General features: G+C 73.0%; 28 protein-coding genes. 6 read left to right on the top strand and 22 right to left on the bottom strand.

Annotation, left to right across the window (positions count from 1 at the left end; translation table 11 throughout):
• Positions 1-17 precede the first annotated feature (17 nt).
• On the bottom strand, positions 18-476 hold the full coding sequence (locus tag CLT72_RS22015) for an Lrp/AsnC family transcriptional regulator (protein WP_089002854.1): 459 nt from the start codon (positions 474-476) through the stop codon (positions 18-20).
• Between the two features lie 59 nt (positions 477-535).
• On the opposite strand from CLT72_RS22015, the gene ddaH reads away from it, so the two are divergent.
• Positions 536-1369: a dimethylargininase gene (ddaH, locus tag CLT72_RS22010; RefSeq protein WP_350822656.1), complete on the top strand. Its 834-nt coding sequence runs from the start codon at positions 536-538 to the stop codon at positions 1367-1369.
• 47 nt (positions 1370-1416) lie between these two features.
• Here the strand turns inward: ddaH and CLT72_RS22005 are convergent, their stop codons facing one another.
• Both CLT72_RS22005 and CLT72_RS22000 read right to left on the bottom strand, forming a co-directional pair.
• Entirely contained in the window at positions 1417-2613 is a 1197-nt protein-coding gene (locus tag CLT72_RS22005; RefSeq protein WP_101413392.1) for an ABC transporter substrate-binding protein, read from the bottom strand.
• An 80-nt stretch (positions 2614-2693) separates the two neighbouring features.
• Positions 2694-3491, bottom strand: a complete 798-nt coding sequence (locus CLT72_RS22000; RefSeq protein ID WP_101413391.1) for an alpha/beta hydrolase family protein — start codon at positions 3489-3491, stop codon at positions 2694-2696.
• Positions 3492-3574: 83 nt separating this feature from the next.
• On the opposite strand from CLT72_RS22000, the gene CLT72_RS21995 reads away from it, so the two are divergent.
• A complete protein-coding gene (locus CLT72_RS21995; RefSeq protein WP_089002858.1) occupies positions 3575-4183 on the top strand; it encodes a bacterial proteasome activator family protein in 609 nt (202 codons plus the stop codon).
• Between the two features lie 33 nt (positions 4184-4216).
• Here CLT72_RS21995 and CLT72_RS21990 read toward each other — a convergent pair whose 3' ends face one another.
• From CLT72_RS21990 to CLT72_RS21980, 3 genes are all read right to left on the bottom strand, one after another.
• On the bottom strand, positions 4217-5029 hold the full coding sequence (locus tag CLT72_RS21990; RefSeq protein WP_101413390.1) for an HAD family hydrolase: 813 nt from the start codon (positions 5027-5029) through the stop codon (positions 4217-4219).
• Positions 5029-5850: an HAD family hydrolase gene (locus CLT72_RS21985; RefSeq protein ID WP_101413389.1), complete on the bottom strand. Its 822-nt coding sequence runs from the start codon at positions 5848-5850 to the stop codon at positions 5029-5031. Before CLT72_RS21985 ends, CLT72_RS21990 begins: the two co-directional genes overlap by 1 nt.
• Before the next feature lie 254 nt (positions 5851-6104).
• The gene (locus CLT72_RS21980; RefSeq protein ID WP_101413388.1) at positions 6105-6851 is read right to left on the bottom strand and encodes a hypothetical protein; all 747 of its coding nucleotides are present in this window, start codon (positions 6849-6851) and stop codon (positions 6105-6107) included.
• Positions 6852-6963: 112 nt separating this feature from the next.
• Between CLT72_RS21980 and CLT72_RS21975 the strand changes: the two genes are divergently transcribed.
• The 3 genes from CLT72_RS21975 to CLT72_RS21965 all read left to right on the top strand — a co-directional run bounded on the left by CLT72_RS21975 (position 6964) and on the right by CLT72_RS21965 (position 8663).
• Positions 6964-7395 (top strand): OsmC family protein, encoded by a 432-nt coding sequence (locus CLT72_RS21975; protein WP_101413387.1) that lies wholly within the window; start codon positions 6964-6966, stop codon positions 7393-7395.
• Positions 7396-7504: 109 nt separating this feature from the next.
• Positions 7505-7849, top strand: a complete 345-nt coding sequence (locus tag CLT72_RS21970; protein ID WP_172896728.1) for a metallopeptidase family protein — start codon at positions 7505-7507, stop codon at positions 7847-7849.
• Between the two features lie 91 nt (positions 7850-7940).
• A complete protein-coding gene (locus CLT72_RS21965) occupies positions 7941-8663 on the top strand; it encodes an AIM24 family protein (protein WP_101413386.1) in 723 nt (240 codons plus the stop codon).
• A 232-nt stretch (positions 8664-8895) separates the two neighbouring features.
• On the opposite strand, the gene pheA is transcribed toward CLT72_RS21965, so the two are convergent.
• The 5 genes from pheA to CLT72_RS21940 form a co-directional block, all read right to left on the bottom strand.
• Positions 8896-9849 (bottom strand): prephenate dehydratase, encoded by a 954-nt coding sequence (gene pheA, locus CLT72_RS21960; RefSeq protein WP_101413385.1) that lies wholly within the window; start codon positions 9847-9849, stop codon positions 8896-8898.
• A 9-nt stretch (positions 9850-9858) separates the two neighbouring features.
• The gene (locus CLT72_RS21955; protein ID WP_101415318.1) at positions 9859-10386 is read right to left on the bottom strand and encodes a hypothetical protein; all 528 of its coding nucleotides are present in this window, start codon (positions 10384-10386) and stop codon (positions 9859-9861) included.
• A 215-nt stretch (positions 10387-10601) separates the two neighbouring features.
• Positions 10602-10991, bottom strand: a complete 390-nt coding sequence (locus CLT72_RS21950; protein WP_101413384.1) for an ACT domain-containing protein — start codon at positions 10989-10991, stop codon at positions 10602-10604.
• Positions 10992-11066: 75 nt separating this feature from the next.
• Entirely contained in the window at positions 11067-11525 is a 459-nt protein-coding gene (locus tag CLT72_RS21945) for a hypothetical protein (RefSeq protein ID WP_089002866.1), read from the bottom strand.
• Positions 11526-11701: 176 nt separating this feature from the next.
• A complete protein-coding gene (locus CLT72_RS21940) occupies positions 11702-12442 on the bottom strand; it encodes a hypothetical protein (protein ID WP_101413383.1) in 741 nt (246 codons plus the stop codon).
• A 163-nt stretch (positions 12443-12605) separates the two neighbouring features.
• On the opposite strand from CLT72_RS21940, the gene CLT72_RS21935 reads away from it, so the two are divergent.
• Positions 12606-13844: an arginine deiminase gene (locus CLT72_RS21935; protein WP_101413382.1), complete on the top strand. Its 1239-nt coding sequence runs from the start codon at positions 12606-12608 to the stop codon at positions 13842-13844.
• Positions 13845-13916: 72 nt separating this feature from the next.
• Here the strand turns inward: CLT72_RS21935 and CLT72_RS21930 are convergent, their stop codons facing one another.
• The 11 genes from CLT72_RS21930 to CLT72_RS21880 all read right to left on the bottom strand — a co-directional run bounded on the left by CLT72_RS21930 (position 13917) and on the right by CLT72_RS21880 (position 25238).
• On the bottom strand, positions 13917-14801 hold the full coding sequence (locus tag CLT72_RS21930) for a DUF5926 family protein (RefSeq protein WP_101413381.1): 885 nt from the start codon (positions 14799-14801) through the stop codon (positions 13917-13919).
• Positions 14802-14861: 60 nt separating this feature from the next.
• Entirely contained in the window at positions 14862-15278 is a 417-nt protein-coding gene (locus CLT72_RS21925) for an ATP-binding protein (RefSeq protein WP_199184788.1), read from the bottom strand.
• Between the two features lie 67 nt (positions 15279-15345).
• Positions 15346-16803, bottom strand: a complete 1458-nt coding sequence (locus tag CLT72_RS21920; RefSeq protein WP_101413379.1) for a PAS domain-containing sensor histidine kinase — start codon at positions 16801-16803, stop codon at positions 15346-15348.
• A gap of 125 nt (positions 16804-16928) precedes the next feature.
• Positions 16929-17720, bottom strand: a complete 792-nt coding sequence (locus tag CLT72_RS21915) for a glycerophosphodiester phosphodiesterase family protein (protein ID WP_101413378.1) — start codon at positions 17718-17720, stop codon at positions 16929-16931.
• 10 nt (positions 17721-17730) lie between these two features.
• Positions 17731-18066 carry a rhodanese-like domain-containing protein gene (locus CLT72_RS21910; protein ID WP_101413377.1) on the bottom strand — a complete coding sequence of 112 codons (336 nt, stop codon included), beginning with the start codon at positions 18064-18066 and terminating at the stop codon, positions 17731-17733.
• A 53-nt stretch (positions 18067-18119) separates the two neighbouring features.
• Positions 18120-19067 carry an LCP family protein gene (locus tag CLT72_RS21905; protein WP_434089807.1) on the bottom strand — a complete coding sequence of 316 codons (948 nt, stop codon included), beginning with the start codon at positions 19065-19067 and terminating at the stop codon, positions 18120-18122.
• A gap of 315 nt (positions 19068-19382) precedes the next feature.
• On the bottom strand, positions 19383-20597 hold the full coding sequence (locus CLT72_RS21900) for an LCP family protein (RefSeq protein WP_101413376.1): 1215 nt from the start codon (positions 20595-20597) through the stop codon (positions 19383-19385).
• A 232-nt stretch (positions 20598-20829) separates the two neighbouring features.
• Positions 20830-22074, bottom strand: coding sequence for an LCP family protein (locus tag CLT72_RS21895; protein ID WP_101413375.1), 1245 nt, complete (start codon positions 22072-22074; stop codon positions 20830-20832).
• Between the two features lie 77 nt (positions 22075-22151).
• Positions 22152-23126: a UDP-glucuronic acid decarboxylase family protein gene (locus tag CLT72_RS21890; protein WP_101413374.1), complete on the bottom strand. Its 975-nt coding sequence runs from the start codon at positions 23124-23126 to the stop codon at positions 22152-22154.
• A gap of 89 nt (positions 23127-23215) precedes the next feature.
• Positions 23216-24889, bottom strand: a complete 1674-nt coding sequence (locus CLT72_RS21885) for a solute symporter family protein (RefSeq protein WP_101413373.1) — start codon at positions 24887-24889, stop codon at positions 23216-23218.
• Complete coding sequence (locus tag CLT72_RS21880; RefSeq protein WP_101413372.1) at positions 24867-25238, bottom strand: DUF485 domain-containing protein; 372 nt, start codon at positions 25236-25238, stop codon at positions 24867-24869. Before CLT72_RS21880 ends, CLT72_RS21885 begins: the two co-directional genes overlap by 23 nt.
• Positions 25239-25412: the final 174 nt, after the last annotated feature.

Genomic DNA, 25412 nt, shown 5'->3' with positions numbered 1-25412 from the left:
CCGGCGGCCCGCGCGGGTCAGCGGGGGGAGGGACCGACGCCGGGGGACTCGACCAGCCGGGAGAGCACGATGGTGCTCCGGGTCGAGGTCACGAAGGGCTCGGCCCGCAGCCGCTCCAACGCCGCCTCCAGGTGCGCGATGTCGGCGGCCCGCAGGTGTACGAGCGCGTCGGCCTCGCCCGAGACGGTGTACGCGCCCACCACCTCGGGGTGCCGGCGGGTGGCCACCCCGATCTGCGCCGGCGTGGTCCGCCCGGCGCAGAACAACTCGACGAACGCCTCCGTGGTCCAGCCGACGGCGGCGGGGTCGACGACGGCGGTGAAGCCCCGGATCACGCCGGCCGACCGCAGCCGGTCGACCCGCCGCTTGACCGCCGGGGCGGAGAGCGACACCCGCTGGCCGATGTCCGCGTACGAGGCGCGGGCGTCCGCGACGAGCAACGCAATGATCCGCTGGTCTACGGCATCTATCTGCAACGTTCCGCCTCTGGGAAGCAACGGTTGTGGCTGTTACCAAAGTTCGAGGGTACCTACCCTTGGTCACCGTGAACCAGCAGCGAGTCCCGCGAAAGCGGACATATCTCATGTGCTCGCCCGAGCACTTCGCGGTCGAGTACGCGATCAACCCGTGGATGGACGTGTCCACCCCGGTCGACTCGGAGCTTGCGGTCAAGCAGTGGGACCGGCTGCGGGAGACCCTGGTCGGCCTCGGCCACGAGGTGCACCTGCTGACGCCCGAGCGGGGCCTGCCCGACATGGTCTACGCGGCCAACGGGGCGTTCGTGGTCGACGGCACGGTCTACGGCGCGCAGTTCAAGCACGAGCAGCGGGCCGCCGAGGCCGCCGCCCACCGGGCCTTCTACGAGTCGCGGGGCTGGCGGTTCATCGCGCCGATCGAGACCAACGAGGGCGAGGGTGACTTCGCGTACCTGCCGGAGGCGCACGGTGGGCTGATCCTCGCCGGGCACGGCTTCCGTACCGAGCTGCCGGCGCACGCGGAGGCGCAGGAGGCGCTGGGCCGCCCCGTGGTGTCGCTGCGCCTGGTCGACCCGCGCTTCTACCACCTGGACGTCGCGCTCGCCTCCATCGACGACGAGAACGTCGTCTACTACCCGGGCGCCTTCTCCGCCGCCAGCCAGCGGGTGCTCACCCAGCTCTTCCCCGACGCGGTGGTCGCCGACGCCGAGGACGCCCTGACCTTCGGCCTCAACCTGGTCAGCGACGGGCTCAACGTGGTGCTCAACAGCGAGGCGACCCGGCTGGCCGGGAAGCTGAAGGCGGCCGGCTACCACCCGGTCCCGGTCGAGCTGGCCGAGCTGAAGAAGGGCGGCGGCAGCGTGAAGTGCTGCATCGCCGAACTCCGCCCCTGACCCGCTTCCGCCGTGCCGCCCCACCCGCCCACCCACGGTGGGTGGGATCAGCCCAGGGTGGCCAGCTCGGTCACCAGGACGTTCGAGAGGACCTGGCCGTCGAGCTGCACCTCGCGCAGGTACCACTTCTGCTGCGGCGTACGGGGCTGGTTGAACTGCCACAGCCCGCGCGGGCTGTCGATCTGGCCGATCTTGCCGAGGGCCAGGTTGACCTGCTGCGGGTTGGGTGAACCGCCCGCGATCCGGATCGCCTGGTCGAGCACCTGCGCGGCGTCGTACGAGGCCATCGCGTAGGTGGTGGGCGAGGTGCCGTGCTTCTTGCGGTACGCGGAGGCGAACCGGCGGTTGGCCGTGTTGTTCAGGTCGGACGAGTAGTTGAGGGCCGTCTGGATGCCCAGCGCGTCCTCGGCCTTGACGCTGCCGAGCACCGCGCCCTCGGTGAGGAAGCCGGGGGCGTACACCTTGCCGGTGAACCCCTCGATGCGCAGCTGCTTGATGAACTCGACGGCCGCCGGCCCGGCGAAGAAGCAGAACACCGCCGACGGGTTCCGGCCCAGCGCCGTGCGGATGTCGGCCCGGTACGCGGACTTCGACGGGTTGGTGTGGACGCCCGTGGAGACCGTGGCGTCCTTGATCCGGGGGTCGGACTCGCCGAACTCCTGCCGGAAGCCCCGGATGACGTCCTGGGCGGGGACGCTGTCCGGCGCGATGATCGCCAGCCGTGCCGAGTCCGGCAGCTGTTCGCGCAGGTAGCGACCCAGTGCCCGGCCCGCCTCGTCCAGCACGTACGACGTCCGCCAGATGTAGACGACGCTCTGGAGGCTGGACGGCGAGGCGTTGGAGCCGATCAGCGGCACGCGGGCCTGCTCGACGGTGTCCCGGATGCCGGACATGACGTTCGCGTCGACCACGCCGGTGAGGGCGAGTACGCCCTGCTTGAGCAGCCCTTCGACGGCCGCCTTGCCGGTCTTGACGCTCTCGCCCTCGTCGGCGGTGAGCAGGGTGGTCGGGTGCCCGCCCAGCAGCTTCTCGTTGAGGTCGAGGAAGAGCTGGAAGCCGTTGGTGATCTCATCGCCGATCGCCTTGAGGCCGCCGCTGGTCGGCGCCACGAGGCCGATCTTGATGGGGCTTCCGGGGCTGGCCGACTCGCCGTCGGCGTCGTCGGTGCCGCATCCGGCGACCAGTCCGGCCGTACCGAGAGCGGCCAGGAGTTGGAGGGCCCGCCTGCGGTTCATCTGCGACACCGAGTTCCTTCCGGGGGAGCGTTGCAGGGCGGATCACGCCCCCTCGGCGTTCTACCCGGTCAGCGACGCTGCGTCAATGCCTAACGATCTTCCTGGAGCGATCGGAAAGCAGCCGTGATCTGCGGCCATGTCACCGACTCCGGATCGATGAGCCCGAAATGTTCGCATTCTGGCAGTTCAAGAAGGGCGATATCGCCACCCGCGGCGCGACCGGCCGCAACGAACTCCCGGCTCATCGCGATGGGCACCTGCTGATCCAGTGCGCCATGCGCGACTACTGTGCGTGTTGGTGCTGGCACCGACGATCGTGGATCCGCCTCGGCGTACCGCTCGGGGTGCTCCGCCGGTCCGCCGCCGAGCAGCGCGGCCACCGCCCCCTCGTCCAGATCCAGCCGGTACGCCTCCGCGAGGTCCGACACCGGGGCCAGCGCCAGCACGCCGCCGACGGCGGCCGGGGCGGTCGTGGCCACGTACAACGCCAGGTGTCCCCCGGCCGAGTGGCCCACCAGCAGCGGCGGCCCGGCGGCGACGCGGCCGGGCAGCGCCTCGGCCGCGAGCCGGGGCAGCTCCGTCACGCCGGTCAGCACGTCGGTCAGCGTCGCCGGCCAGCCGCCGCCCGGCTGCCCCGTCCGCCGGTACTCCACCTGGGCCACCGGGTGGCCCAGCGCGGCCAGCCCGACGGCCAGCGGGTCGGTGTGCCGGCGGTCGTACTCGGCCCGCCAGAAGCCGCCGTGCACCACCACGACCAGCCGTCGGGCCGGGCCCGACCCGGAGGGAAGACGCAGGTCGGCGACCTGGTCCGGATGGTCGCCGTAGGAGACGGTGACGTCGGGGGCCGCAGTGGGCCGGCTGAGCACGTCGCGGGGGTCGGCGGGCATGGCGCGACCGTAGCGCGGATCACGTGCGGATCCGAGGTCGGGGATCGGTCCCCGGACGCATGGGCGCTCGCGGCTGGGTAAAGATGGTTCCCATGACCGAAGCGCACTCCGCTGGACAGAACGACGAGCCGGGCCAGGATGGCACCGGTCGCTCCGGAACGGTGGTGGTGGTGGGCCCGGACGGGCGGCCCGTCGGCACCGTGCAGACCGACGAGGCACACGGCGAGGACCCGACCCGACTGGTCGAGCAGCCGGCCAAGGTGATGCGGATCGGCAGCATGATCAAGCAGCTGCTGGAGGAGGTCAAGGCCGCCCCGCTCGACGACGCCAGCCGGCACCGGATGCGGGAGATCCACGAGCGGTCGATCGTCGAGCTGAAGGAGGGGCTCGCCCCCGAGCTGCGCGAGGAGCTGGAGCGCATCTCGCTGCCCTTCACCGAGGAGAAGGCGCCCAGCGAGGGCGAGCTGCGCATCGCTCACGCCCAGCTCGTCGGCTGGCTGGAGGGCCTGTTCCACGGCATCCAGGCGGCCCTGGTCGCGCAGCAGATGGCCGCCCGCGTGCAGCTGGAGCAGATGCGCTCCGGCCGGCAGGCGCTGCCGAGCGGCCCGGGCGCCGGCATGCTGCCCGGCATGCCGGGGATGGGCCAGCCGCCGCAGGGCGGCGAGGGCCACAGCACCGGCCAGTACCTCTGATCGTCCGGCCGGCCGGGGACCCCGGCCGGCCGCTCACCCCACCCCGAAGACCTTCTCCAGGTACGCGGCCACGCCGTCCGCCGAGTTCGCCGCCGTGACCTCGTCGGCGATCTCCAGGACGGCGCGGTGCGCGTTCGCCACGGCCACTCCCCGCCCGGCCCAGGTCAGCATGGGTACGTCGTTCGGCATGTCGCCGAAGGCGAGCACGTCCCGGGCGTCGATGCCCAGCCGCGCGCAGTACCACGCCAGACCGGCCGCCTTCGTCACGCCGGACGCGGAGATCTCCACCAGCCCCGAGTACGACGAGTGGGTCGCCTCCGCCAGCCCTTCCAGGGCGGCGGCCACCAGCGCGACGAACGCGTCGGGATCCTGCTCCGCCGAGCGGGCCAGCAGCTTCACCGCCGGCGCCGCCAGCAGCTCCTCGGGGGTCTCGACCGCCCGGATCGCGTCGTGGTCGGCGTCCCAGCGCAGCGGGTAGTGCGCCTCGTGCCGCATCTGCCGGCTGTCGACGATCTCGACCGCGAAGCTGACCTCGGGCACCTCGGCGCGCAGCCGCCGGGCCACCTCGGCGAGGTGCTGCGGGGCGAGCGGGTCGGCCCGCAGCACCTCGTCGGCGACCGGGTCGTAGACCACCGCGCCGTTGGCGCAGATCGCCGGCAGCGGCTCGGCGAGCTGCTCGTACACCATCTTCAGCCAGCGGATGGGACGGCCGGTGACCAGCACGACCGGCGTGCCCCGCGCGGAGAGCCGGGCCAGCACCTCGGCGGTGTGCGGGCTGAGCGTGCGGTCGTCCCGGAGCAGGGTGCCGTCGATGTCGGTGGCGATCAGCCGTGGTGCCTCTCCCATCAGCGGGACAGTAGCCGATCGAGGTACACCGCCACCCCGTCGTCGTCGTTGCGCAGGGTCACCTCGTCGGCGAGGGACCGGACCAAGGGGTGGGCGTTGGACACCGCGACCCGGGCCCAGCCGGCCCACTCGAACATCGGCAGGTCGTTGGGCATGTCACCGAAGACCAGCACCTCGGCCGGGTCGACGCCGAGGCGCTGCGCCACCACGGTCAGCCCGGTGGACTTGTCCACCCCCGGCGGGCAGATCTCGACGAAGTCGAGCCCGGCCTGGGTGAGGGTGGCCACCTCCGGCGGGACGATCCGCCGGGCCACCTCGAGCAGTTCGTCGACGTGGTGGTCGGCGGTCCGGACGAAGGCCTTGATCACGTCGCAGGAGAGACAGTCGGCGCGGCTGCGCGTCTCGAACTCGTTCTGGTAGGGCCAGCTCGCGTGGTAGTCGCCCCAGAGCGGGGCGCCGTGCTCGTCCGACGCCTCGACCATCACCGTCAGCGGCCCGACGGTCGCCTCCAGGTCGGCCAGCAGCGTGGCCAGCACCTCGGCGGAGAGGCGCTCGTCGCGCAGCACCACCGGCCCGGCCGGGTCGCTCTGGTCGACCACCCGGCCGCCGCCGGCCATCACCAGGAAGTCCGCGGCGCGGATGTCGTTGCGGGTCATCTCGGCCAGCCGGGGCCCGCGACCGGTGGCACCGACCACCGGGATCCCAGCGGCCCGCACCCGGTCGAGCACCTCATGGGTGTACGCGGAGACGGTGTCGTCGCTGCGGACGAGCGTCCCGTCGAGATCCGTGGCGATCAGCTTGGGCAGTCCCGGGCGGGTCATCGTTCCTCCTTCGCCCGCCGCCGTCGCAGCCAGCCGTCTCGGTCCTCGGTGCCTCGACCCCGAGTGACGGCGGGCAGCAAACGTACCTCGCGGGAGGGGCACCGGCCATGGCGTTCCGGCGAATGCCGTGCCAACGGACGACGGCCCGCCGATGTCCCCGTCCGGGACCCTCCACCGGGCCGGCGGTCCGGTCCGGGCCTCGCCGGGCGGGCGGGCGCGCTGGGCCGGGCCGGGCGGGCGGGAGCGGAGCCGGGTCAGTCCTGGAGCTCGGGGCGGGCGAAGGGGATGGCCGGCCCGACGGTGAGGTCGGCCGGCGCGGGCGGGCCGTCGTCCGCCACGTCCCGCGCCCTGCGGCGACGCCAGCCCACCGGCTCCGGGTCGTCGGCGTCGTCCGCCTCACGCCCCTCGTCCGCCTTCCCGGCGGGCGGGGCGGCGCCGGCCGGGGCCAGCTTCAGCGCCGCCGCGAACAGGGCACAGGCCACGAACGCCGTCACCAGGCCCCGGCCGTACTCGACCTGGAACCCGTCGTCCGTGGAGTAGAAGAAGACCCGCTGCGCGGCCTCGTCCAGCGAGGCGGCGGCCGCGACCAGCAGCCCCAGCAGCGCCACGGCCAGGGCCAGCCCGGCGAGCCGGGCGTTCGGACGTACCGCGCCAGTGCCGCGCAGCGCGAGCACCACCGCGCAGACCAGGGCGAACAGCCCGACCAGGTAGCCCACCCCGAAGCCGCCGATGTCGGACACCCCGCCCGGCACCCGCAGCGGCGTGTTGCCCTGCGGCCCGCCGTTGGGGATCGTCATGATCTGCCACTCGCCGAGCATCGAGGCGAGGGCGGCCACCGCGCCGAGCCCCGCGAGCAACACCGGCAGTCGGCGGTCCCGGCCCAGGCCGGAGAACGTACGCCCGAACCGGCGCGGCCCGGCCGGCTCCGCTGTGCCCCACTCCAGGACGGCCGCACCGTCGGACCGGTGTTCCTGCCGGGGAATGGGGGAATCCTGGGACATCGGCCACCCTTCCGCGTTCGCGGGCCTGCCCCGAATCATGACACAGTACGCACCCCGCGACGCGGAGCGTGAACGGTCGCCGGCCCGTGGCCGGTGGGCTAGCGTCGGGTGCATGCCTATCCGTACCGCTTCCGCACAGTGGCAGGGCAACCTCACCGAGGGGTCCGGCACGATCCGCACCGGCAAGGGCGGGTTGCAGGGGAACTACTCCTTCAAGTCCCGTTTCGAGGAGGGCGAGGGCACCAACCCCGAGGAGTTGATCGGGGCGGCCCACGCCGGCTGCTTCTCGATGGCGTTCTCCAAGGCGCTCGCCGAGGCCGGCTCTCCCCCCACCTCCGTGGAGACCACCGCCAAGGTCCACCTCGACAAGACCGACGCCGGAATGACGGTGACCCGCATCGAGCTGGACACCGTCGGCCAGGTGCCCGGCATCGACGAGGCGCAGTTCACCAAGCTCGCGGAGAGCGCCAAGGAGAACTGCCCGATCTCCCGCCTGCTCTCCCCGGGCGCCCAGATCAGCCTGACCGCCCGCCTCGCCTCCTGACCGTCCCACCCTCGGCGTCGACCGCCACGGGAGGCACGTTCCCGTGGCGGTCCGCCCTCCCGACCGGCGCGGGCGGGCCGGGTCGTCGGGCAGAATGGGCGGGGTGCCGGTGGAGATGAGTCGCGAGCGCTTCGAGGAGCTGGTCGGCGACGCGCTCGACGAGGTGCCCGAGGAACTCCTCGCCCTGATGAGCAACGTCGTGATCCTGGTGGAGGACGACCCGCCCCCCGGCGAGGACCTGCTCGGCCTCTACGAGGGGCACGCCCTCACCGAACGGGGCTGGGACTACGCCGGCGTGCTGCCGGACCGCATCCTGATCTACCGCAACCCGATCCTGCGCATCTGCGACGACGACGAGGACGTCGTCGACGAGGTCGCGGTGACGGTGGTGCACGAGATCGCCCACCACTTCGGCATCGACGACGCCCGCCTGCACGAGCTGGGCTGGGGCTGACGGGGCGTGGCAGGGCCGGTCGGCCGGTGGTCGGCGGTTGCCACGGTCGCCTACCGTCGGTCCAGGTACCACGAACTCAGGAGGCACTTCCATGCGCAGCGAGCTGTTCTCGGCGGAGAACCTTGAGAAGGAGTCCGCGCAGCCCGGCATGCGGCTGCAGAACTCCAAGATGCTGAAGATCGAACTCAACGGCGAGGCGATGGCCCGGGTCGGGTCGATGGTCGCCTACCAGGGGCAGGTGCAGTTCCAGGCGCTCGGCTCCGGCGGGCTCGGCAAGTTCCTGAAGCAGAAGCTGACCGGCGAGGGCGTCCCGCTGATGAAGGTCTCCGGCCGGGGTGACGTCTTCCTCGCCGACTTCGCCAAGGACGTGCACGTCATCGACCTCGAGCCCGGCGACGCGCTCTCGATCAACGGTTCCAGCGTGCTGGCCTTCGACTCCACCCTCCAGTACGACATCCGGATGGTCGGCGGGGCCGGCATGGCGTCCTCGTCGGGCCTGTTCAACTGCGTCTTCAGCGGGCACGGGCGGATCGCCATCACCACCAAGGGCACCCCGGTGGTGCTCAGCGTCGACGCGCCCACCTACGTGGACCCGCAGGCCGCGGTCTGCTGGTCGGCCAACCTCCAGACCGGCTACCACCGCGCCGAGCAGCTCGGCCTCGGCACGCTGCTCGGTCGGCGCACCGGCGAGTCGTTCACGATGAGCTTCGCCGGGCAGGGCTTCGTCGTCGTCCAGCCCTCCGAGGAGCCGCCGATCATGGGCAGCGGCTCCCAGGAGCAGCAGGGCGGTCTGCTCGGCGGCCTGCTGAGCTGACCCGCACCACCCGCCACCGCCCCCGCACCGCGCTCGCCCGGCCCCGCCGGACCCGACGCCGCCGGGGGCGGTGCCGTTGCGGGCCCGCCGTCGGTGGCGCGGGTCGTGCCGGTTCCGGGCCCGGCACCGGTGGTGAGGGTCGCGCCGGGCCGTGCCGTGCTTGCCGTCGACGGTGCGGGTCGCGTCGTTTCCGGACCGCTGTCGGCGGCGAGAAGCGTGACCGGGGCCGCGCTCAGTTCAGGTCGCCGGCGCGGAGGCGGGCCAGCCAGGCGGCGGCGTCGGCATAGTCGGCGTCCGAGAGGCCGGCCGGGGCCGGGATCGGGCGGTCGCCCGCCCCGGGGAACCTCTGCCGGGGGTACGAGCCCAGGAAACGCACGTCGGCGCAGACCCGGCGCAGCCCCTGCAACGCCTCGCCGAGCCGGACGTCCGCCACATGGCCGGCGCAGTCGAGGAAGAAGACGTAGCGGCCGAGGGCCTCGCCGGTCGGACGGGACTCGATCCGGCTCATGTTGACCCCCCGGACGGCCAGCTCCATCAGCACCGACAGCAACGCGCCCACCCGGTCGTGCGCGATGTAGACCGCCAGGGACGTCACGTCGTCGCCGGTCGGTGGCGGGGGCGGCCCGGGACGGGACACCAGTGCGAAGCGGGTCACCGCGTCCGGGTGGTCGGCGATCTTGTCGGCGAGCACGTCGAGCCGGTGCCGGCCGGCACCGATCGGGGCGCAGATCGCCGCGTCGTACTCGTCGGCGGCGGCTCCGGCGGCGGCCGCGCCGTTGGAGAGCACGTCGACCACGACGGCGTCGGGCAGGTGCGTGCGCAGCCAGCCACGGCACTGGGTGGACGCCTGCGGGTGGGCGGCGACGCTGCGCACGTGCGGAAGGGCCGTGCCGGGCCGCGCGGCGAGCACGAACTCGACCGGCAGGACCACCTCGCGGGTGATCACCAGGGGTTCGCCCTCGGCGAGTTCGTCCAGGGTGACCCCGACCGCGCCGCCGATCGAGTTCTCCAGCGGCACCAGGGCCGCGTCGGCCTCCCCGGCCCGTACGCTCTCCAGCGCCTCCGGCACGCTGCGCGCCGGCGTGCGGCTGCCCCGCTCGGCGGCGGGGATGCTGTTCAACGCCTGCTCGGCGAAGGTGCCCTCCGGCCCGAGGTAGACGAAGCGCGTCGGCGGTGTTCCCGGCATGGCGACAGCCTACGCACCAGGTACGCCGAGCGACCCGGCGTCGCACACACGCGTCCGGATGCCGGGCGGCCCGGCGGCACGGACCTCGGCGGTGCAGACGTCGGTGCCGGCGGTGACCAGCCGCGGAGCGCCCGGCCGGCCCTGCGTGACCACCTGGAGCGTCTCGTGCCCGGTCACGTCGAGCACGGTGTAGTGCCACTCGCCGGCGCAGAGCGGCCCGGTGCGCACCCGGACCCGGACGCCGTTCGGCAGCACGCCGCCCCGGCCCCGCACCAGGTCCACGATCCGCGCCCCGGAGGGGCCGTCGGGGCAGGGGACCGCCACCAGGCCGGAGTCGGGCGTGGGGGTGACCGCCCCGGTGTCCGGCAGGCCGGTGGGGGGCAGGGAAGTCGGTGGGGCGCTGGGCGTCGCGGGGACCGCGGAGCGGGTCGGGGCGGTGGTCGACGCGGGCTCGCGCAACTCCGGCGGGATGCCGCAGCCGGCCAGTGGCACCGCGACCAGCAGCGCGACGGCCGCGAGCCGTCGGGCGTGCGGCATGGCCGGGGTCCGGCGGGCGTACGGCGGCGGGGCCGGCCGGTCGGGGTGCGGGCGCGACCGATCCGCTCCGGGCCCGGCGGCGGGGCCGAGTGGTCGGGCGGAGGTGTCGTGGCGCGAGGGGGTGGGCGGCACGGCCGATCCTCGGGACATCGGGGAGCGTCACTGCGGCCGGGAGGCCGAGCCCATCCTAGGAGCAACCGGCGGCCGGGTGAAGATCAGCCGAGGACGCGATGGCCGGCGCGTTCCAGCGCGGCGGTCGCCTCGCGGAGCCGTACGGCGGGAACCAGCAGGTAGTCGGTGTCGTAGGTGGAGAAGGCGACCACGCTGACCCGGGCCGCGGCGAGCGGCTCCACCAGCGCGGCGAGGGTGCCGCTGACCGCCAGGTCGAGCGGCTCGGCGACCCGCAGGCAGCGCCAGGCGGTCTCCCCGTCGGCCTGCTCGGGCGCCCGGTCGGCGGGGCAGATCAGCGAGATCCCGTCGGCCGTCCAGCTCACCGTGACGACGTCGCCGTCGCTCAGCCCGCCCGACAACTCGGGCGGCAGGGCGGAGCCGGCGGCCAGGCGGCAGACGGCGTACTTCCCCGGCAGCAGAGCGATATCGAGCATGAGGGCACCTTACGGCCTCGGTACGGGCCCGCCCCAGATTCGCCGCGTGCGGCGAACGCCACATCCCGCCGCTGGTCAGACCGGGGAGAAGAACGTGAGCGAACCGGCGACCGTCCCCCTGGTGAACACCGGGGTGGAGATCGCGTCGACGGTCGAGTCCGGCGCGTCGGCCGACGCGCCCTGGACCCGCAGCAGCCCCCGGGCCAGGCGCCCGGAGGAGAGGGCGAGCAGCGGCGGGATCTTGTCGATCTCGGGCTCGGTCAGCTCGCAACGGTTGGCGGTGAAGTCGAGCAGCCGTAGCCCGCCGTCGAGCAGCGGCAGCCCGGTCACGTCCTCCGGGTCGCCCAGGCAGAGCAGTTCGCAACCGGCGTCGGAGACGGCGACGACCCTCGTTCCGGCGTCGATGAGCAGGCACGGCTCGGCGGCGCTGGAGACGGTCGACGACCACCGACCGAGGTTGTCGAACTCCTGCTCTGTCGATGTTCCCGCCGCGGGCACGAACACGTCAGAGAGCGAGAGTTCGACGTGGGCCACCGCGCCTCCTATGTACACCGACGGTCCGTCCACGCTAGCCGGTCGTCGCGGGTGTCGCCGACCGCGCGGGGTCGCCGGGCCGCCGGTGGGTGAGGGAATGCCCTGACCAGGCGGCCGGCGACGGCGCGGCCGACGGGTGCCGACCGGCGCCCGGGTGCGTGGCGTCGCCGGTGACGTTACCGTCGGTTGGCCGGCTTGTCAGCGGCCGTTCGGCCGTCCTCGTACCACCGGTAGTCGGCGGCCGGACGGTACGCGCCGTTCAGCCAGGTCTCCGGGTGCTGCGCGACCCGGGACAGCTTCTCGGCCGTGGCCGGGCTGATCCGGCTCCCCCCGGCGACGAGCAGGCGGTCCAGCTCGCGGTGGGTGGCCATGAGGCAGTCCTTCGGCAGGCCGTAGACGCTGATGACGCCGGAGCCGACGAAGGTCAGCACCGGCGTCACCGGGATCGGCAGCCCCACCGCGTCGGAGAGGGCCTTGCTGGCGCGCTTGGCGTCGCGGCGGGCCTCGGCCACGTAGGGCGGCCGCTTCCCGTTGATCTGGACCACGTCGCCCGCGACCAGCACCCGGGCGCGGCCGTGGTCGGCGATGGTGACCGCGAAGAGCCCGCTCGGACCGATGGCGAGGAAGCCTGCGCGTTCGTCGCGTTCGTGGTCGAGCAGGAGGTCGGTCGCGTCCGTGCGAGGCCACTCGATGACGTGCCACGCGGGCCCGAGATGGTCGAGCCGGCCGAGCGCCCGTGCCCCGGCCGCCTCCAGCCGCCGGGCGCCCCGCTCCGCGCGACGGCGGCGGGCCCACTCCAACGGGGACGGACGGACGGGCGCGAGCACCCCCGGCGACTCCACGCGGGGGTGTGGCACCGCTGCGGGCGGCAGTGCCCGACTGGACGGTACGGCTCGACGAGTGGGAAAGACAGTCATCGCGACCTCCGGCAAAAGGTCCCTCGAAGTTATGTCCTCACTACCCTACGTTGCCAGTCCCCCGTGTCGGCAAGTTGGAACGCCGGAGTGAGTGCGGATGAATGCCATATTCATCCACCCCTGTTTTATCGGATGCCGCCAAACCCTGCCCTACGCTGCGAGGGTGACCCACTACGTGGACAGCGAAGTCGGTCGGCTCGGTACGGTGCTTTTGCACCGCCCCGGCCCCGAACTCGCCCGGCTCACCCCCCGCAACAACGACTCGCTCCTGTTCGACGCGATCCCCTGGGTCGGACGCGCCCAGGAGGAGCACGACGCCTTCGCCGCCGCCCTGCGCGAGCGCGGCGTCGAGGTGCTCTACCTCGCCACCCTCCTCGCCGAGACGCTCGCCGTCGCCGACGCGCGGGCCGAACTCACCGAGCAGGTGCTCCGCTCGCCGAGGCTCGGCGACTCGCTGCGGGCCCGGGTCGCCGAGCACCTCGCGTACCTCGACCCGGTGGCGCTCGCCGACGTGCTCATCGCCGGGCTGGCCCACGAGGAGCTGCGGGTCAGCCGGGAACGGCCGGGCGGTCTCGTCTACTCCCTGATGGACCGGCACGACTTCGTCATCGACCCGCTGCCGAACCTGCTGTTCACCCGGGACTCCTCGTTCTGGGTCGGCGACCGGGTCGGGGTGACCAGCCTGGCGATGCCGGCGCGGCGGCGCGAGACCACGCTGACCGACGCCATCTACCGGCACCACCCGCGCTTCGCCGGCACGGAACTCGTCTACCAGCCCGGCCTGGAGCACCTGGAGGGCGGCGACGTGCTGCTCCTCGCGCCGGGGGTGCTGGCCGTCGGCGTGGGTGAGCGGACCACCCCGGCCGGCGCGGAGCGCCTCGCGCGGCAGGTCTTCGCCGCCGGGCTCGCGCACACGATCCTCGTCGTGCCGATCGCCCAGGAGCGGGCGACCATGCACCTGGACACCGTCTGCACGATGGTGGACGTCGACGCGGTGCTGATGTACCCGAACATCGCCCACACCCTGTCGGCGTACACCGTCATCGCCGGCGCGGACGGCGCGGACCCGCGGGTCGACGGCCCGGCGCCGTTCCTGCGGGCCGCCGCCGACGCGATGGACCTGCCCCAGCTCCGGGTCATCGACACCGGCCTGGACCCGGTCACCGCGGAACGCGAGCAGTGGGACGACGGCAACAACACCCTGGCGATCGCGCCCCGGCTCTGCGTGGGCTACGAGCGCAACACCGAGACCAACGCGCAGCTGGAGCGGGCCGGCATCGAGGTCATCCCGATCGCCAGCTCGGAGCTGGGCTCGGGCCGGGGCGGGCCGCGCTGCATGTCCTGTCCCCTGGTCCGCGAGCCGCTGGGCGGGGCGGGAACGCCCCCTGCCGGCCGCCCGTAGCCGTACCGGTGCGGACCAGGAGGCCGCCGGGCCGGGCCCGGTGCCCCCGCCGCGACGGCGGGGGCACCCGGCTCAGCGCAGGGTGAGCTGGCGGCCGAGCAGGCCGTGGCGGGCCCGCCGGCCCGCGGCGTCCAGCGGGGCCGGCTCGGCGAGGGCCTCCGCGTACCGCTTGGCGAAGTCGGCGACCGGCTGCTCCCAGTCGGCGGCCGGGACGTCCTCCGGCAGGTCCCAGACGGGCACCAGCCGGCCGTGGGCCCGGAACATGCCCGCGAACCGGGTGTTCCCGCCGAGGACCAGCGTGCCGGCCACGCTCAGCCGGGCCAGCGCGTCCAGCGCGGCGTCCTCGTCGTCGGGCAGCACCCAGCGCACGTGCGCCTTCTCCGGCACCTGGCACCAGTACGCCGCGCGGGCGGCGGTGAGCCGGACGGTCGGGTAGATGGCGGCGTTCGCCCGCTCCAGGGACGCCTGCACGTTCGGGTCGTCGCCGGCCCCCGGGTCGAGCCAGAACTCGAACCCGTCGTGCATGCTGACCTCCAGCGGGCCGTCGACCAGGACGTCCTGCAACCGGGGGCCGGGGCCGGGCAGCGGCGGCACGGCCACGGGGCGCCCCGGCTCGGTCCGCAGCGCGCAGAGCAGCGCCTCGGCCAGGTCCCGGGAGACGTCGCCCGACTGGATGTGGCGCTGGAGCCCGATGAGGACCCGCCCGTCGGGCTTGGTCATGGCCGGGGTGGCCATCGGCAGCACGGTGGCCAGGACGGCCTCCCGGTCGCCGAACTCCTCCACCAGGGCGGGAGCCAGCCGCAGCGGCGCCGAGGCGGCCGGCACCAGTTCCCGCAGGGCGATCCACTCCGGCTCGTCGGTCAGCCCCTCGAACGGTCGGGGCACGAAGATGTCCCGCACCTTCTCCCGCTTGGGGGTGGCTTCGGCGGCCCGCTGGCTCTTTCGACGCTTGCTCACGGCGACACAGCCTAGAGGCCCCGGCCGGGCGGCGGGGGCAGGACCCGCCCTCGCGGTCGGTCAGCCGGCCACGGCCAGGTCCGACCGGGTGATCTCCGTCGGGTCGAACTCGGCCCACACGCTCTGGCCCAGGCCGTCGCGCTCGACTCCCCAGCGGTCGGCCAGCCCCGAGACGATGTGCAGCCCCCGGCCGTCGGCGGCGTCGGTGTCGGCGACCCGCATGGTGGGGCCCGCGGCGGCGCCGCCGTCGGTCACCCGGAGCTGCACCTGTTGCCCGCCCAGTGCGGCGCGTAGCCGCCAGGCCACCCGGACCACCCCGCCGGGCAGGGGGTCCGCGTGCCGGACCGCGTTGCCCACCAGCTCGGCCAGGACCGCGACGAGGTCGGCCAGGAGCGGCGGGGGTACGACGTCGGTCAGTTCCTCGGCGAGCCGCCGCCGCGCCAGCCGTGCCCCAGCGGGGTGGTGAGGCACCACCACGCACCATGCCCGATCGGCAGCTCCCGTCGACACCTTCGCCCCTTCACGCCCCCGTTGCCCGTCGCCGTCACCCGCGGGGCAGCCGCACCTCTGCGACCGTACCGCCACCGGCCCTCGGCCGTAGGGATACCCATCCGTTCTGCTGTTCAACGATCCGACGGACGAGATAGAGGCCGAGTCCGGCCCCGGGATAGCGGCGACGGTCGCCCGACTCGCCCTGCCAGAACCGGTCGAAGGCCCGCTCCACGTGCTCCGGCCGGATGCCGACGCCCCGGTCGCCGACCTGGAAGAAGACCGTCGACCCGTCGGCCCCGGCGGTGATCTCGACGGGCGAGTCCGGCGCGGAGTACTTGCCGGCGTTCGTGCACAGCTCCGTGAGCATGGTGGCCAGGCTCGGCCGGTGACCGAGCGCCTTCGGCAGGTCGGTGGGGAGGCGCAGGACGATCCGCTGCCGCAGCTCCGCCGGCAGGTCGGCCGCCGCCGTGCGCAGCGCGTCCCCGAGGTCGTACGGGGCGGGGGGATCGTCGCCCGGCCCCGCCTCGGCGGCGGAGGAGAGCAGCCGGTCCACCAGCCGGGCCAGCTCGTTGGCGCGTTGCCCGATCACCCGGGCGGCCTGCCGCCGGTCGTTCTCGGTCAGCGACTCCCAGTGGTCGGTGAGCGTGTCCGCGTAGCCCTTGATGACGGTCACCGGCGTACGCAGCTCGTGGCTGGTCACCGCGACGAAGAGGTCCCGGTCGTGGTCGCGGCGCTGCTGGTCGGTGATGTCGCGGAAGGTGACCACCCGCAGGGTGCCGGGACCGGGCAGCTCACCCGAGGTGATCTTCAGCCAGCGCCCGTCCGGCAGCCGGTGGTCGAGCACCCGCCCGGAGGGGGGCAGCGGGAAGGGCAGCGGCCGGTTGAGCGCCTGGTCCGTGGGGCGGCCGGTGACCCGGGCGGCGGCCGGGTTCCAGAGCCGGACGTGACCGTCGCGGTCGACCACGGCCAGGCCGTCCGCCAGCGCCGCCACCACCGGCCCGTCGCCGTGCACGGGCAGCCCGGTCTGGTCGCCGTACATGTGGGCGATGCAGGAGGCGACGTAGCCCACCACGACGTGCTGCTCGGCGTCCAGCCGGTCGGCGCCGTCCGGGTAGAGCACGTGCAGACTGCCGACAGTCAGGCCGCCGACCTCCGCGCGGGAGACCACCATCCGCCGCAGGCCCCGTTCGGCGAGCTCGCCGCAGAGCCCGCCGGTGAGCTCGTCCGTGCGGGCCTGGCGTACGCGGGCGCCGGAGAGCAGGCAGACGGTGGCGGGGTCGTCGGCCGGCACGGGGCGGCCGACGGCCCACTCGGCGGCGCCGGTCGCGGCGATCACCCGGCCACCGGTCGGCGCGAACTCGACGAACGCCGTACCCGCCGCACCGAGCGCCGCCTGGGCCACGTCGAGCAGGTGGATGAGCACCGGCAGGCCGGTGCCGCCCGAGTTGATCATTTCGATCACCGTGGTGTGGCCGGCGATGAGAGCGGAGAAATCGGTGCGCTCCGGCATGCTCCGAGTGTGCCCCGCCGGCCCGTCCCGGGACACCCCTGCCCGGCGCTCGGCACGACCGGCCCGCGCGGGCTGCCGCCCGGCGGCCGCCTGCCCGACCGGTCCGCCGCCCGGTGCCACGCCGGTCAGCGGCCCAGGCGGGCCAGCGTGTGCGCCGGCCGGTCGGTGATGATGCCGTCCACCTCGGCGGCCAGGACGAGGTCCAGGTCGGCCGGCTCGTTGACGGTCCACACGTAGACCTGGTTGCCCGCCGCCCGCAGCGCGGGCACCAGCTGCGGGCGGGCCCGCACCAGGGCGACGCCGGGGCCGGCGGTCCGGATGCCGAACGGCAGCCGCCCAAGCCGCACCCAGCGCGGCAGCACGTCCAGCAGCAGCACCGTGGGCAGCGCGGGGGCCAGCCCCCGGATCCGGCGTACGGCCAGCGGGGAGAACGACATCACGGTGACGCGTACCGGATCGTCCGGTTTCGGCTCGGCCAGGCCGTAGCGGCGCAGCAGCGCGACGAGCCGGCGCTCGACGTTGCCGCCGTACCGGGAGGGGTGCTTGGTCTCCACCAGCAGCCGCACCGGCCGGCCGGCGGCCAGCACCGCCTCCAGCAGCCGTTCGAGGGTGAGCAGCCGGGTGTGCGACTCGTCCAGCACCTCGTCGCCGTCGGCGGGCGCGCAGCCGGGGTGCCAGGAGCCGAAGTCCAGCGCCTCCAGCTCCGCGAGGGTACGCGCGCTGACCAGCCCCTGGCCGTTGCTGGTGCGGTCGAGCCGACGGTCGTGCACGCAGACCAGGTGACCGTCGCGGGTCAGCCGGACGTCGCACTCCAGCCCGTCCGCGCCCTCGTCGAGGGCACGCAGGTAGGCCGCGAGGGTGTGCTCGGGCAGGTCGTGGGAGGCGCCGCGGTGGGCGAAGACGAGAGGGGCGTCCATCCCGCCCGTCCTAGAGGACCCGGCCCGGCTGTCCGTCCTCGCCGACCACCGGTCGCCCGGCGGCGGCCCACTCGCCCATCCCGCCCTCGACGTTGCGCACCTGGTCCCAACCGTTGCGCATGAGGTAGGTGACGACCTGCGCGGAGCGCCCGCCGGAGCGGCAGATGACGGCGACGTCGCGGTCGGTCGGCACCTCGGCGATGCGGGCCGGCAGCTCCATCATCGGCAGGTGGTGCGCGCCGGGGGCGTGGCCGGCGTTCCACTCGTCGTCCTCCCGGACGTCGAGCAGGTACGCGTCGTCGGCGATCTCGGTCACGGTCACGGTGGGAACCTGGGATCCGAACACGGGCCAAGCCTAGATCCTCGCCCGGCCGGCCGTCGGCGGGCCGGTCCCCGGCGTCACAGTCGGGTGACCCAGCGCGGGTTGGTCCGCGCCCAGTCCGGTACGCGGGTGCCGCGTACCGCCTCGAAGAGGCCGTTCCCGCCGTTGTCGAGGACCACGTACGACACCTGGTCGATGGTCTGTGGGTGGGAGGGGACCTGCACACCGCGCAGCGCGTCGGCCGGCAGGTCGCGCAGCGCGAGGACCAGTTCCTCCAGCGGTACGCCGTTGGTGTCCACGGTCAATGAGCCGCCGACGGCGCGGATCACCTGGTCCAGCTTGACCGGGTTGGTCCGCAGCGACGTCTCGCTCGTGCGCTCCAGTACGGCCCGGAGCAGTTGCTGCTGGTGGGTCTGCCGGTCGTAGTCGCCGCCCGGCAGGTCGTAGCGCTGCCGGACGTAGTCCAGCGCCTCACCGCCGTCCATCTGCTGACAGCCGGGTGGGAAGACGCGATCGGTGTGGATCGAGCGGACCTCGGTGTCGACGCACATGCGTACGCCGCCGAGCAGGTCGATGACCTTGCGGAAGCCGGAGAAGTCGATCAGGGCCGCGCCGTCGAAGCGGATGCCGGTCAGCCGGGCCAGGGTGGCCGAGAGCAGCCGGGTGCCGGGCTGGCCGCCCCCGCCGTGTTCGTACGCCGCGTTGATCTTGTCCTGGCCGCCGCCGTAGCCGTTGCCGGCGGGGATGGCGACGAGCAGGTCCCGGGGCACGGAGACCAGGTACGCCTCGCGCCCGCCGGCCGGGACGTGCACGATGAGGATGGTGTCCGAGCGGCGGTCCGCCGCGCTGCCGCTCTGCCACCGGTCGGTCCCCACCAGCAGGTAGTTCAGGGGCCCGTCGGGGTCGGTGCGCTCCTGGCGGGCGGTGGGGTCGAGCAGTTGCTCCCGCACGACGCTGCGCTCGTAGCGGTCGGTCAGGGTGCGCAGGCCCGCCACGGCGAGCCCGGCCAGCAGCACCAGGGCCACGCCCAGGCCGAGCAGCAGCCGGGGCCAGCGGACGCGGCGCGGCCGGGCGGCCCGGTGAGCGACCCCCCGGCTCCGGCCGTCGTCCGCCGATCTGGACGTGACGCCTCCCCGCGACCCGTACGTGAACTCTTCTCACGTCAGGCTACGAGGCGACCGGGGCGACCCGGGCCGCTTCGCCGACATTGCCCGGCCCGGGCCGCTTCGCCGACATTGCCCGGCCCGCCAGCCGGGACCCCGCGTGCCGCGACCTGCCGGGGCGGCGTCCCCGCGTGCGGCGGCGACCCCCGCCGGGGCGGCATCCCCGGTCGGGCCCGGCTACTCGCGGTTGGAGACCACCTCGGGGTTGGCGAAGACGAACTCGGCCAGCTTGTCCTGCTTCGCCGCGCGGAACATGTCCAGCGTCTGCGCGCTGAGCGTCTCGCGGGTGCCGTCGCTGTGGAAGGTGCCGCCGTTGGTCTTCAGCATCACCAGGTCGTTGCCGGTGACCCCACGCATGGTGAAGACGAAGTCGGCGACCGGCACGCCGCCGGTGTCGAGGATGAACGCCTTGCCGGCCGCGTCCATCAGCTTGTTCAGCTTGATCGGGTTGGTCAGCGTCCCGTCCTGGGTGGCCTTCCTCGCCATCGCCTTGATCAGCTGCTGCTGGTTCTGCTGCCGGTCGTAGTCGCCGTTCTTGAGGCTCTTGCGCTGCCGGGAGTAGTCCAGCGCCGCCCAGCCCTCCATCTCGCGGCAGCCCTTCTTGTGCACCACGGGCGTCCGCTGCTTGCCGGTCTTCTTCGCGTCGGCGTTCCACATCGGCTTGCCGTCCACGTACGACATGTGGATCGACTCGACCTCCTGCTTCACGCAGATGCGCACCGTGCCGAGGGCGTCGATGACGTTCTTGAAGCCGCCGAAGTTGATGATCGCCGCGCCGTCGAAGCTGATGCCGGTCATCTTCTTGATCGTCTGCGCCATCAGCTGGGCGCCGCCCTCCCAGCCGCCGCCGTTGCGGGCGCCGGCCTGGAACGCTGCGTTGATCTTGTCGGTGCCGCCCGAGTAGCCGCTCTTCTTGAACGCCGGGATCTGGGCCTCGGTGTCCCGGGGGATCGAGATCAGGTACGCCTGGTCGTGCGTCGCCGGGATGTGCAGCACGATGATGCTGTCCGCCCGCACGTCGTCGGCGGCCCACCGCTCCCGGGCGTCCACGCCGAGCAGCAGCATGTCGATCGGGCCGTCCAGGCTGGCGCCACCCTCGGCGTCGGTCTTGCCCGCGTCACCGAGGAGATTGCGCTGGGCGATGTTGCCGGTGGCGCTGCTGATCAGGGCCTTGCTGCCGACGATCGCCGCGCCGCTGGCCACCATCAGCACGGCGCCGAAGATCAGGGTGAGTCGGGCCCAGAGCGGGTCCTTGCGGCGTGCCCGCTTCCTCGCGGACCCGCCACCGGGCTTGCCGCCCTTGACGGGCTGCTTCGGGATGCTCGTGGAGGCCCGGACCGGGCCACGGGGGGACTCCAGCGCCGGAGGGCGACGGCTGGTCTGAACCGGCATGCGTGCTCCAGCTCGCGTTGTCAGGGGGCGGGATCACTTTACGGACGCTTTCCCGTCCTGGCGAGGTCGTCCGACCGTCAAATACCGTTCGTACGGCCGTCATCCAGGAGAACTGACCGAACGGACAGATCGATACGGCTGGTCGGCGGTTGGCTCACAGGAAGCGGTCGGCCGGCCCTCCGAATCGTGATGACGTTCGTCGATCACGGGAGGGCCGGCCGGCTGGAGCTGGTCAGTTTCCGGTGCCGTCCTTCTTCTGGTTGGCCTCGACCCAGGCCGTCATGGTGTCGGCCGACATCGCCTTGTACATGGTCAGCGCCTTCTCCTTGTCGGACACCACCACCGACTCCCCGTTGATGGTCTGGCTGCCGACGTGCGGGCTGGTCACGAAGGTCAGGTTCTCGCCGCGCAGGTTGCGGAACTGCACCCCCATGTCGACCAGCGAGAAACCCTGGTCGACGGTGACCGCGGCGGTCACCGACTTGAGGAAGTCGTTCAGCTTCTTCGGATTGGTCAGCGTGCCCGTGCTCGCCGCCTTGTCCATCAGGGCGCGCAGGAATTCCTGCTGGTGGCGCATCCGGGCGAAGTCGCCGTCCGGGAACTGCTTGCGCTGCCGGATCCAGTCCAGCGCCTCGGCGCCGTCCATGTGGTTGGTGCCCTTGGTGAACGTCCGGTACGGCTTGTGGATCGAGGTGACGGTCCGCTCGACCTTGAGGTCGACGCCGCCGAGCGCGTCGGTGACCTGCTTGAAGCCGGCGAAGTCGATCGCCATCACGTGGTCGAGCCGCACGTCCGTGAAGCACTCGACCGTCCGGACGGCCAGCGGCAGCCCGCCGAAGGCGAAGGCCCCGTTGATCTTCCCCCGCTGCCCGGAGCCGCAGTCCGCGCTGGCGCTCTCCGGGATCGGCACGTAGAGGTCGCGGGGGATGGAGACCAGGTAGGCCTTCTGGTGGTCCGACGGGATGTGCATCACGATGATCGTGTCGGCCCGCCACTTGCTGGACTTGTCCACCGGGGCGTCCGGGTCCCGGGAGTCGCTGCCGACCAGCAGGATGTTCAGCGCACCGTCCACCGCCTTGGCCGGGCGGCCCCCGGTGATCTCCGAGAACGGGTCGGTGCGGGCCAGGTCGTCGTTGAGGCCGCGGGCGTAGAACCACGCGCCCGCGCCGCCGAGCAGCGCGAGCACCAGCACCGCCACGCCGGCCACCAGGGCGATGCGGCCCCAACGGGGGCGGACGCCGCGGCGGCCCGGCCGGTCCGGTCCGCCGGGGCCGCTTGGTCCGCCGGGGCCGGCCGGTCCGCCCGGTCCCGCGGGACCGCCCGGGCCGCCGGCCCGTGGCTCGTCTGCCGTCGGGGACCAGCGGGCCTCGGCCGGCCGGGCGCGGCCGGCGTCCCGGCCGGAGCCGGGCACCGAGGCGCGCCCGGCGCTGCGGTGCAGGTGCGGGAGGGGAACTCCGGCGGGCATGGTCGCTGACATGTAACTCAGGGTACGTACGCGCGGCCACCATCGCCCTGAAGCGCCGCCGACGTGTGCGCCGACGGCTGGCACGCCCGCTAGACCATCCGCTCGCGGAAGTACTCGATGGTGCGGCGCAGGCCGTCCTCGGGCGCCACGGTCGGCTCGTACCCGAGCAGCTCGCGGGCGAGGGTCAGGTCCGGCCGGCGCATCTCCGGGTCGTCGGCGCTGCGGGTGATGTACGTCACCTCGGAGGCGCTGCCGGTGAGCATCACGATCGTCTCGGCCAGCTCCCGCATGCTCATCTCGTGCTCGGTGCCGCAGTTGATCGGCCCCGTCTCGCGCGAGTCGAGCAGCAGCAGGATGCCGCGCACCAGGTCGGAGACGTAGCAGATCGAGCGGGTCTGGTTGCCGGTGCCGTGCACCGTGATCGGCTCGTCGCGCAGTGCCTGGGAGATGAAGGTCGGGATGGCCCGGCCGTCGTCCGGGCGCATCCGCGGGCCGTACGTGTTGAAGATCCGGACGATGGCCGTGTCCAGCCCACGGCTGCGGTGGTAGGCCATGGCGGCCGCCTCGGAGAAGCGCTTCGCCTCGTCGTAGACGCTGCGGATGCCGATCGGGTTGACGTTGCCCCAGTACGACTCGCGCTGCGGGTGCTCCTTCGGGTCCCCGTACGCCTCGGAGGTGGAGGCCATCAGGAAGCGGGCGCCGTCGGCGACCGCGCGGTCCAGCAGGTGCAGGGTGGCCACCGAGCCGACGCGGAGGATCTCCACCGGGAGCTTCTCGAAGTCGGTCGGGCTCGCCGGCGAGGCCATGTGCAGGATGGCGTCGAACCGCTCGGCCAGCGCCGGGTGGGTCGGCAGGCCGTCGGAGATGTCGGCCTCGACCAGGGTGAAGTTCGGCTCGTCCAGCAGGTGGGCGACGTTCTCCTTCGACCCGGTGACGAAGTTGTCGAGCGCGACCACGGTGCAGCCGCGGGCCATCAGGGCGTCCACCAGATGCGACGGTACGAAGCCGGCGCCGCCCGTGACGAGGATGCGGTGACCGGGTCCGAAACGGGCGACAGCGTTCATGCCGGTCAGCCTACCGAGTGCCCGGGGCCGTCCCGGCGCAAGGAAGGGGCCCCCGTCGCCGAGGGCCCCTTCCGCACCGCTGTCGGCCGTCAGTGGGCGCCGGCGCCGGTCACGGCGCGCACCTCCAGCTCCGCGTACTTCTCCTCGTCGTGCTCCTTGGAGATCACGGTGCCGATCCAGCCGCACAGGAAGCCGAACGGGATCGACAGGATGCCCGGGTTGGACAGCGGGAACCACTGCCAGTCCTGCTCGGGGAACATCGAGGTGGGCGCGCCGGAGACCACCGGCGAGAAGAACACCAGCAGTACGGCGGAGAGCAGGCCGCCGTAGATGGCCCACACCGCGCCCGAGGTGTTGAACCGCCGCCAGAACAGGCTGTAGAGGATCGCCGGCAGGTTGCCCGAGGCGGCCACCGCGAAGGCCAGCGCCACCAGGAAGGCCACGTTCAGGTTCTGCGCGTAGATCGACAGCACGATCGAGATCGCGCCGATCACCAGGGCGGAGACCCGGGCGACCTTGACCTCCTGCCGCTCGGACGCCTTCCCGTCCTTGATCACGTTGGCGTAGAAGTCGTGCGCCAGGCTGGACGAGGAGGCCAGGGTCAGGCCGGCCACCACCGCCAGGATGGTGGCGAAGGCGACCGCCGCGATGATGGCGAGCAGGGTGGCGCCGCCCAGGTCGCCGCCGAGGAAGTCGATGCCGAGCGCCTCGGCGAGCTGCGGCGCGGCCGTGTTGCCGGCCTTGTCCTGCGCGGTGATCGCCTCACTGCCGACCAGGGCCGCCGCGCCGAAACCGAGGGCCAGGGTGAGCAGGTAGAAGGTGCCGATGATGCCGATCGCCCAGAGCACGCTCTTGCGGGCCGCCTTCGCCGTCGGGACGGTGTAGAAGCGGATCAGGATGTGCGGCAGGCCGGCGGTGCCGAGCACCAGCGCGATGCCGAGCGACAGCAGGTCTACCTTGTTGTAGAAGGTCTGCGTCGGGTTGCCGGCCACCTCCTGGCAGTAGCGCAGACACGGTTCGAGGAAGGCGTCCCCCTTGCCGGAGGCGGCGGCCGCGTCGCCGAGCAGCGACGACAGGTTGAACTTGTACTTCGCCAGCACCAGCAGGGTCATCACCAGCGCGCCGCCCATCAGCAGGAACGCCTTGACGATCTGCACGTACGTGGTGCCCTTCATGCCGCCCACCGTGACGTAGACGATCATGAGGGCGCCGACCATGATGATGGTGGCGACCTTGGCGGTGTCGGCGTCCATGCCGAGGAAGGTCGTGCCCGGCTTGATGCCGAGCAGCAGCGCGACCAGCGCGCCCGCGCCGACCATCTGCGCCAGCAGGTAGAAGATCGACACCGTGATGGTGGAGACGGCCGCGGCGGTCCGCACCGGGCGCTGGCGCATCCGGAAGGCCAGCACGTCGGCCATCGTGTAGCGGCCGGAGTTGCGCAGCAGCTCCGCGACCAGCAGCAGCGCCACCAGCCAGGCGACCAGGAAGCCGATCGAGTAGAGGAAGCCGTCGTAGCCGTACAGGGCGATCATGCCGGCGATGCCGAGGAAGGACGCGGCCGACATGTAGTCGCCGCCGATGGCCATGCCGTTCTGGAAGCCGGAGAAGGAGCGCCCGCCGGCGTAGAAGTCGGTGGCCGTCTTGGTCTGCCGGCTGGCCCAGATGGTGATGGCCAGCGTCACCGCCACGAAGACCAGGAACAGCGCGATGGTGAGGTTGCGGGCGGTGGTGTCGCCCGCCTCAGCCGCGAGGACCGTGTTCATGGCCCACCTCCCCGATCTCGGCGCGGATCCGGTCGGCGACCGGATCGATCTTCCGGTCGGCGAACCGGGAGTAGAGCCAGGCGATGAGGAAGGTGGAGACGAACTGGAGCAGGCCGAAGACGAGGGCGACGTTGATGTTGCTGCCGAAGAGCTTCGTGCCCATGAAGTCCCGCGCGTACGCGGACAGGATCACGTAGAGCGCGTACCACAGGAAGAACGCGACGGTCATGGGGAAGATGAAGCCGCGCAGCGTGCGTCGCAACCCGGCGAACTCGTCCGACCGCTGTACGGCCAGGTACCGCTCCGCCGCCGAGGCCGACGGCGTGGACGCGGGTGTGTCCGTGGACATTTGTGGATCACCACCTTCACAGGCGTGGGGAGTTTCGCGCACGGTAGAAAGCGCGCTCCCCGCCGGGGAAGGGCGAGATCGACGTCGGTCGGCGGCTGCGCCGAACGGCACGGTGGGTGCGCCGAGTGACCCAGCTCACTCCGTTCACCGGTAGCGGGCGCGGTGCCGACCCGC

The organism is Micromonospora sp. CNZ309, assembly GCF_002846525.1.
This window is presented reverse-complemented; position numbering and strand designations above follow the sequence as displayed.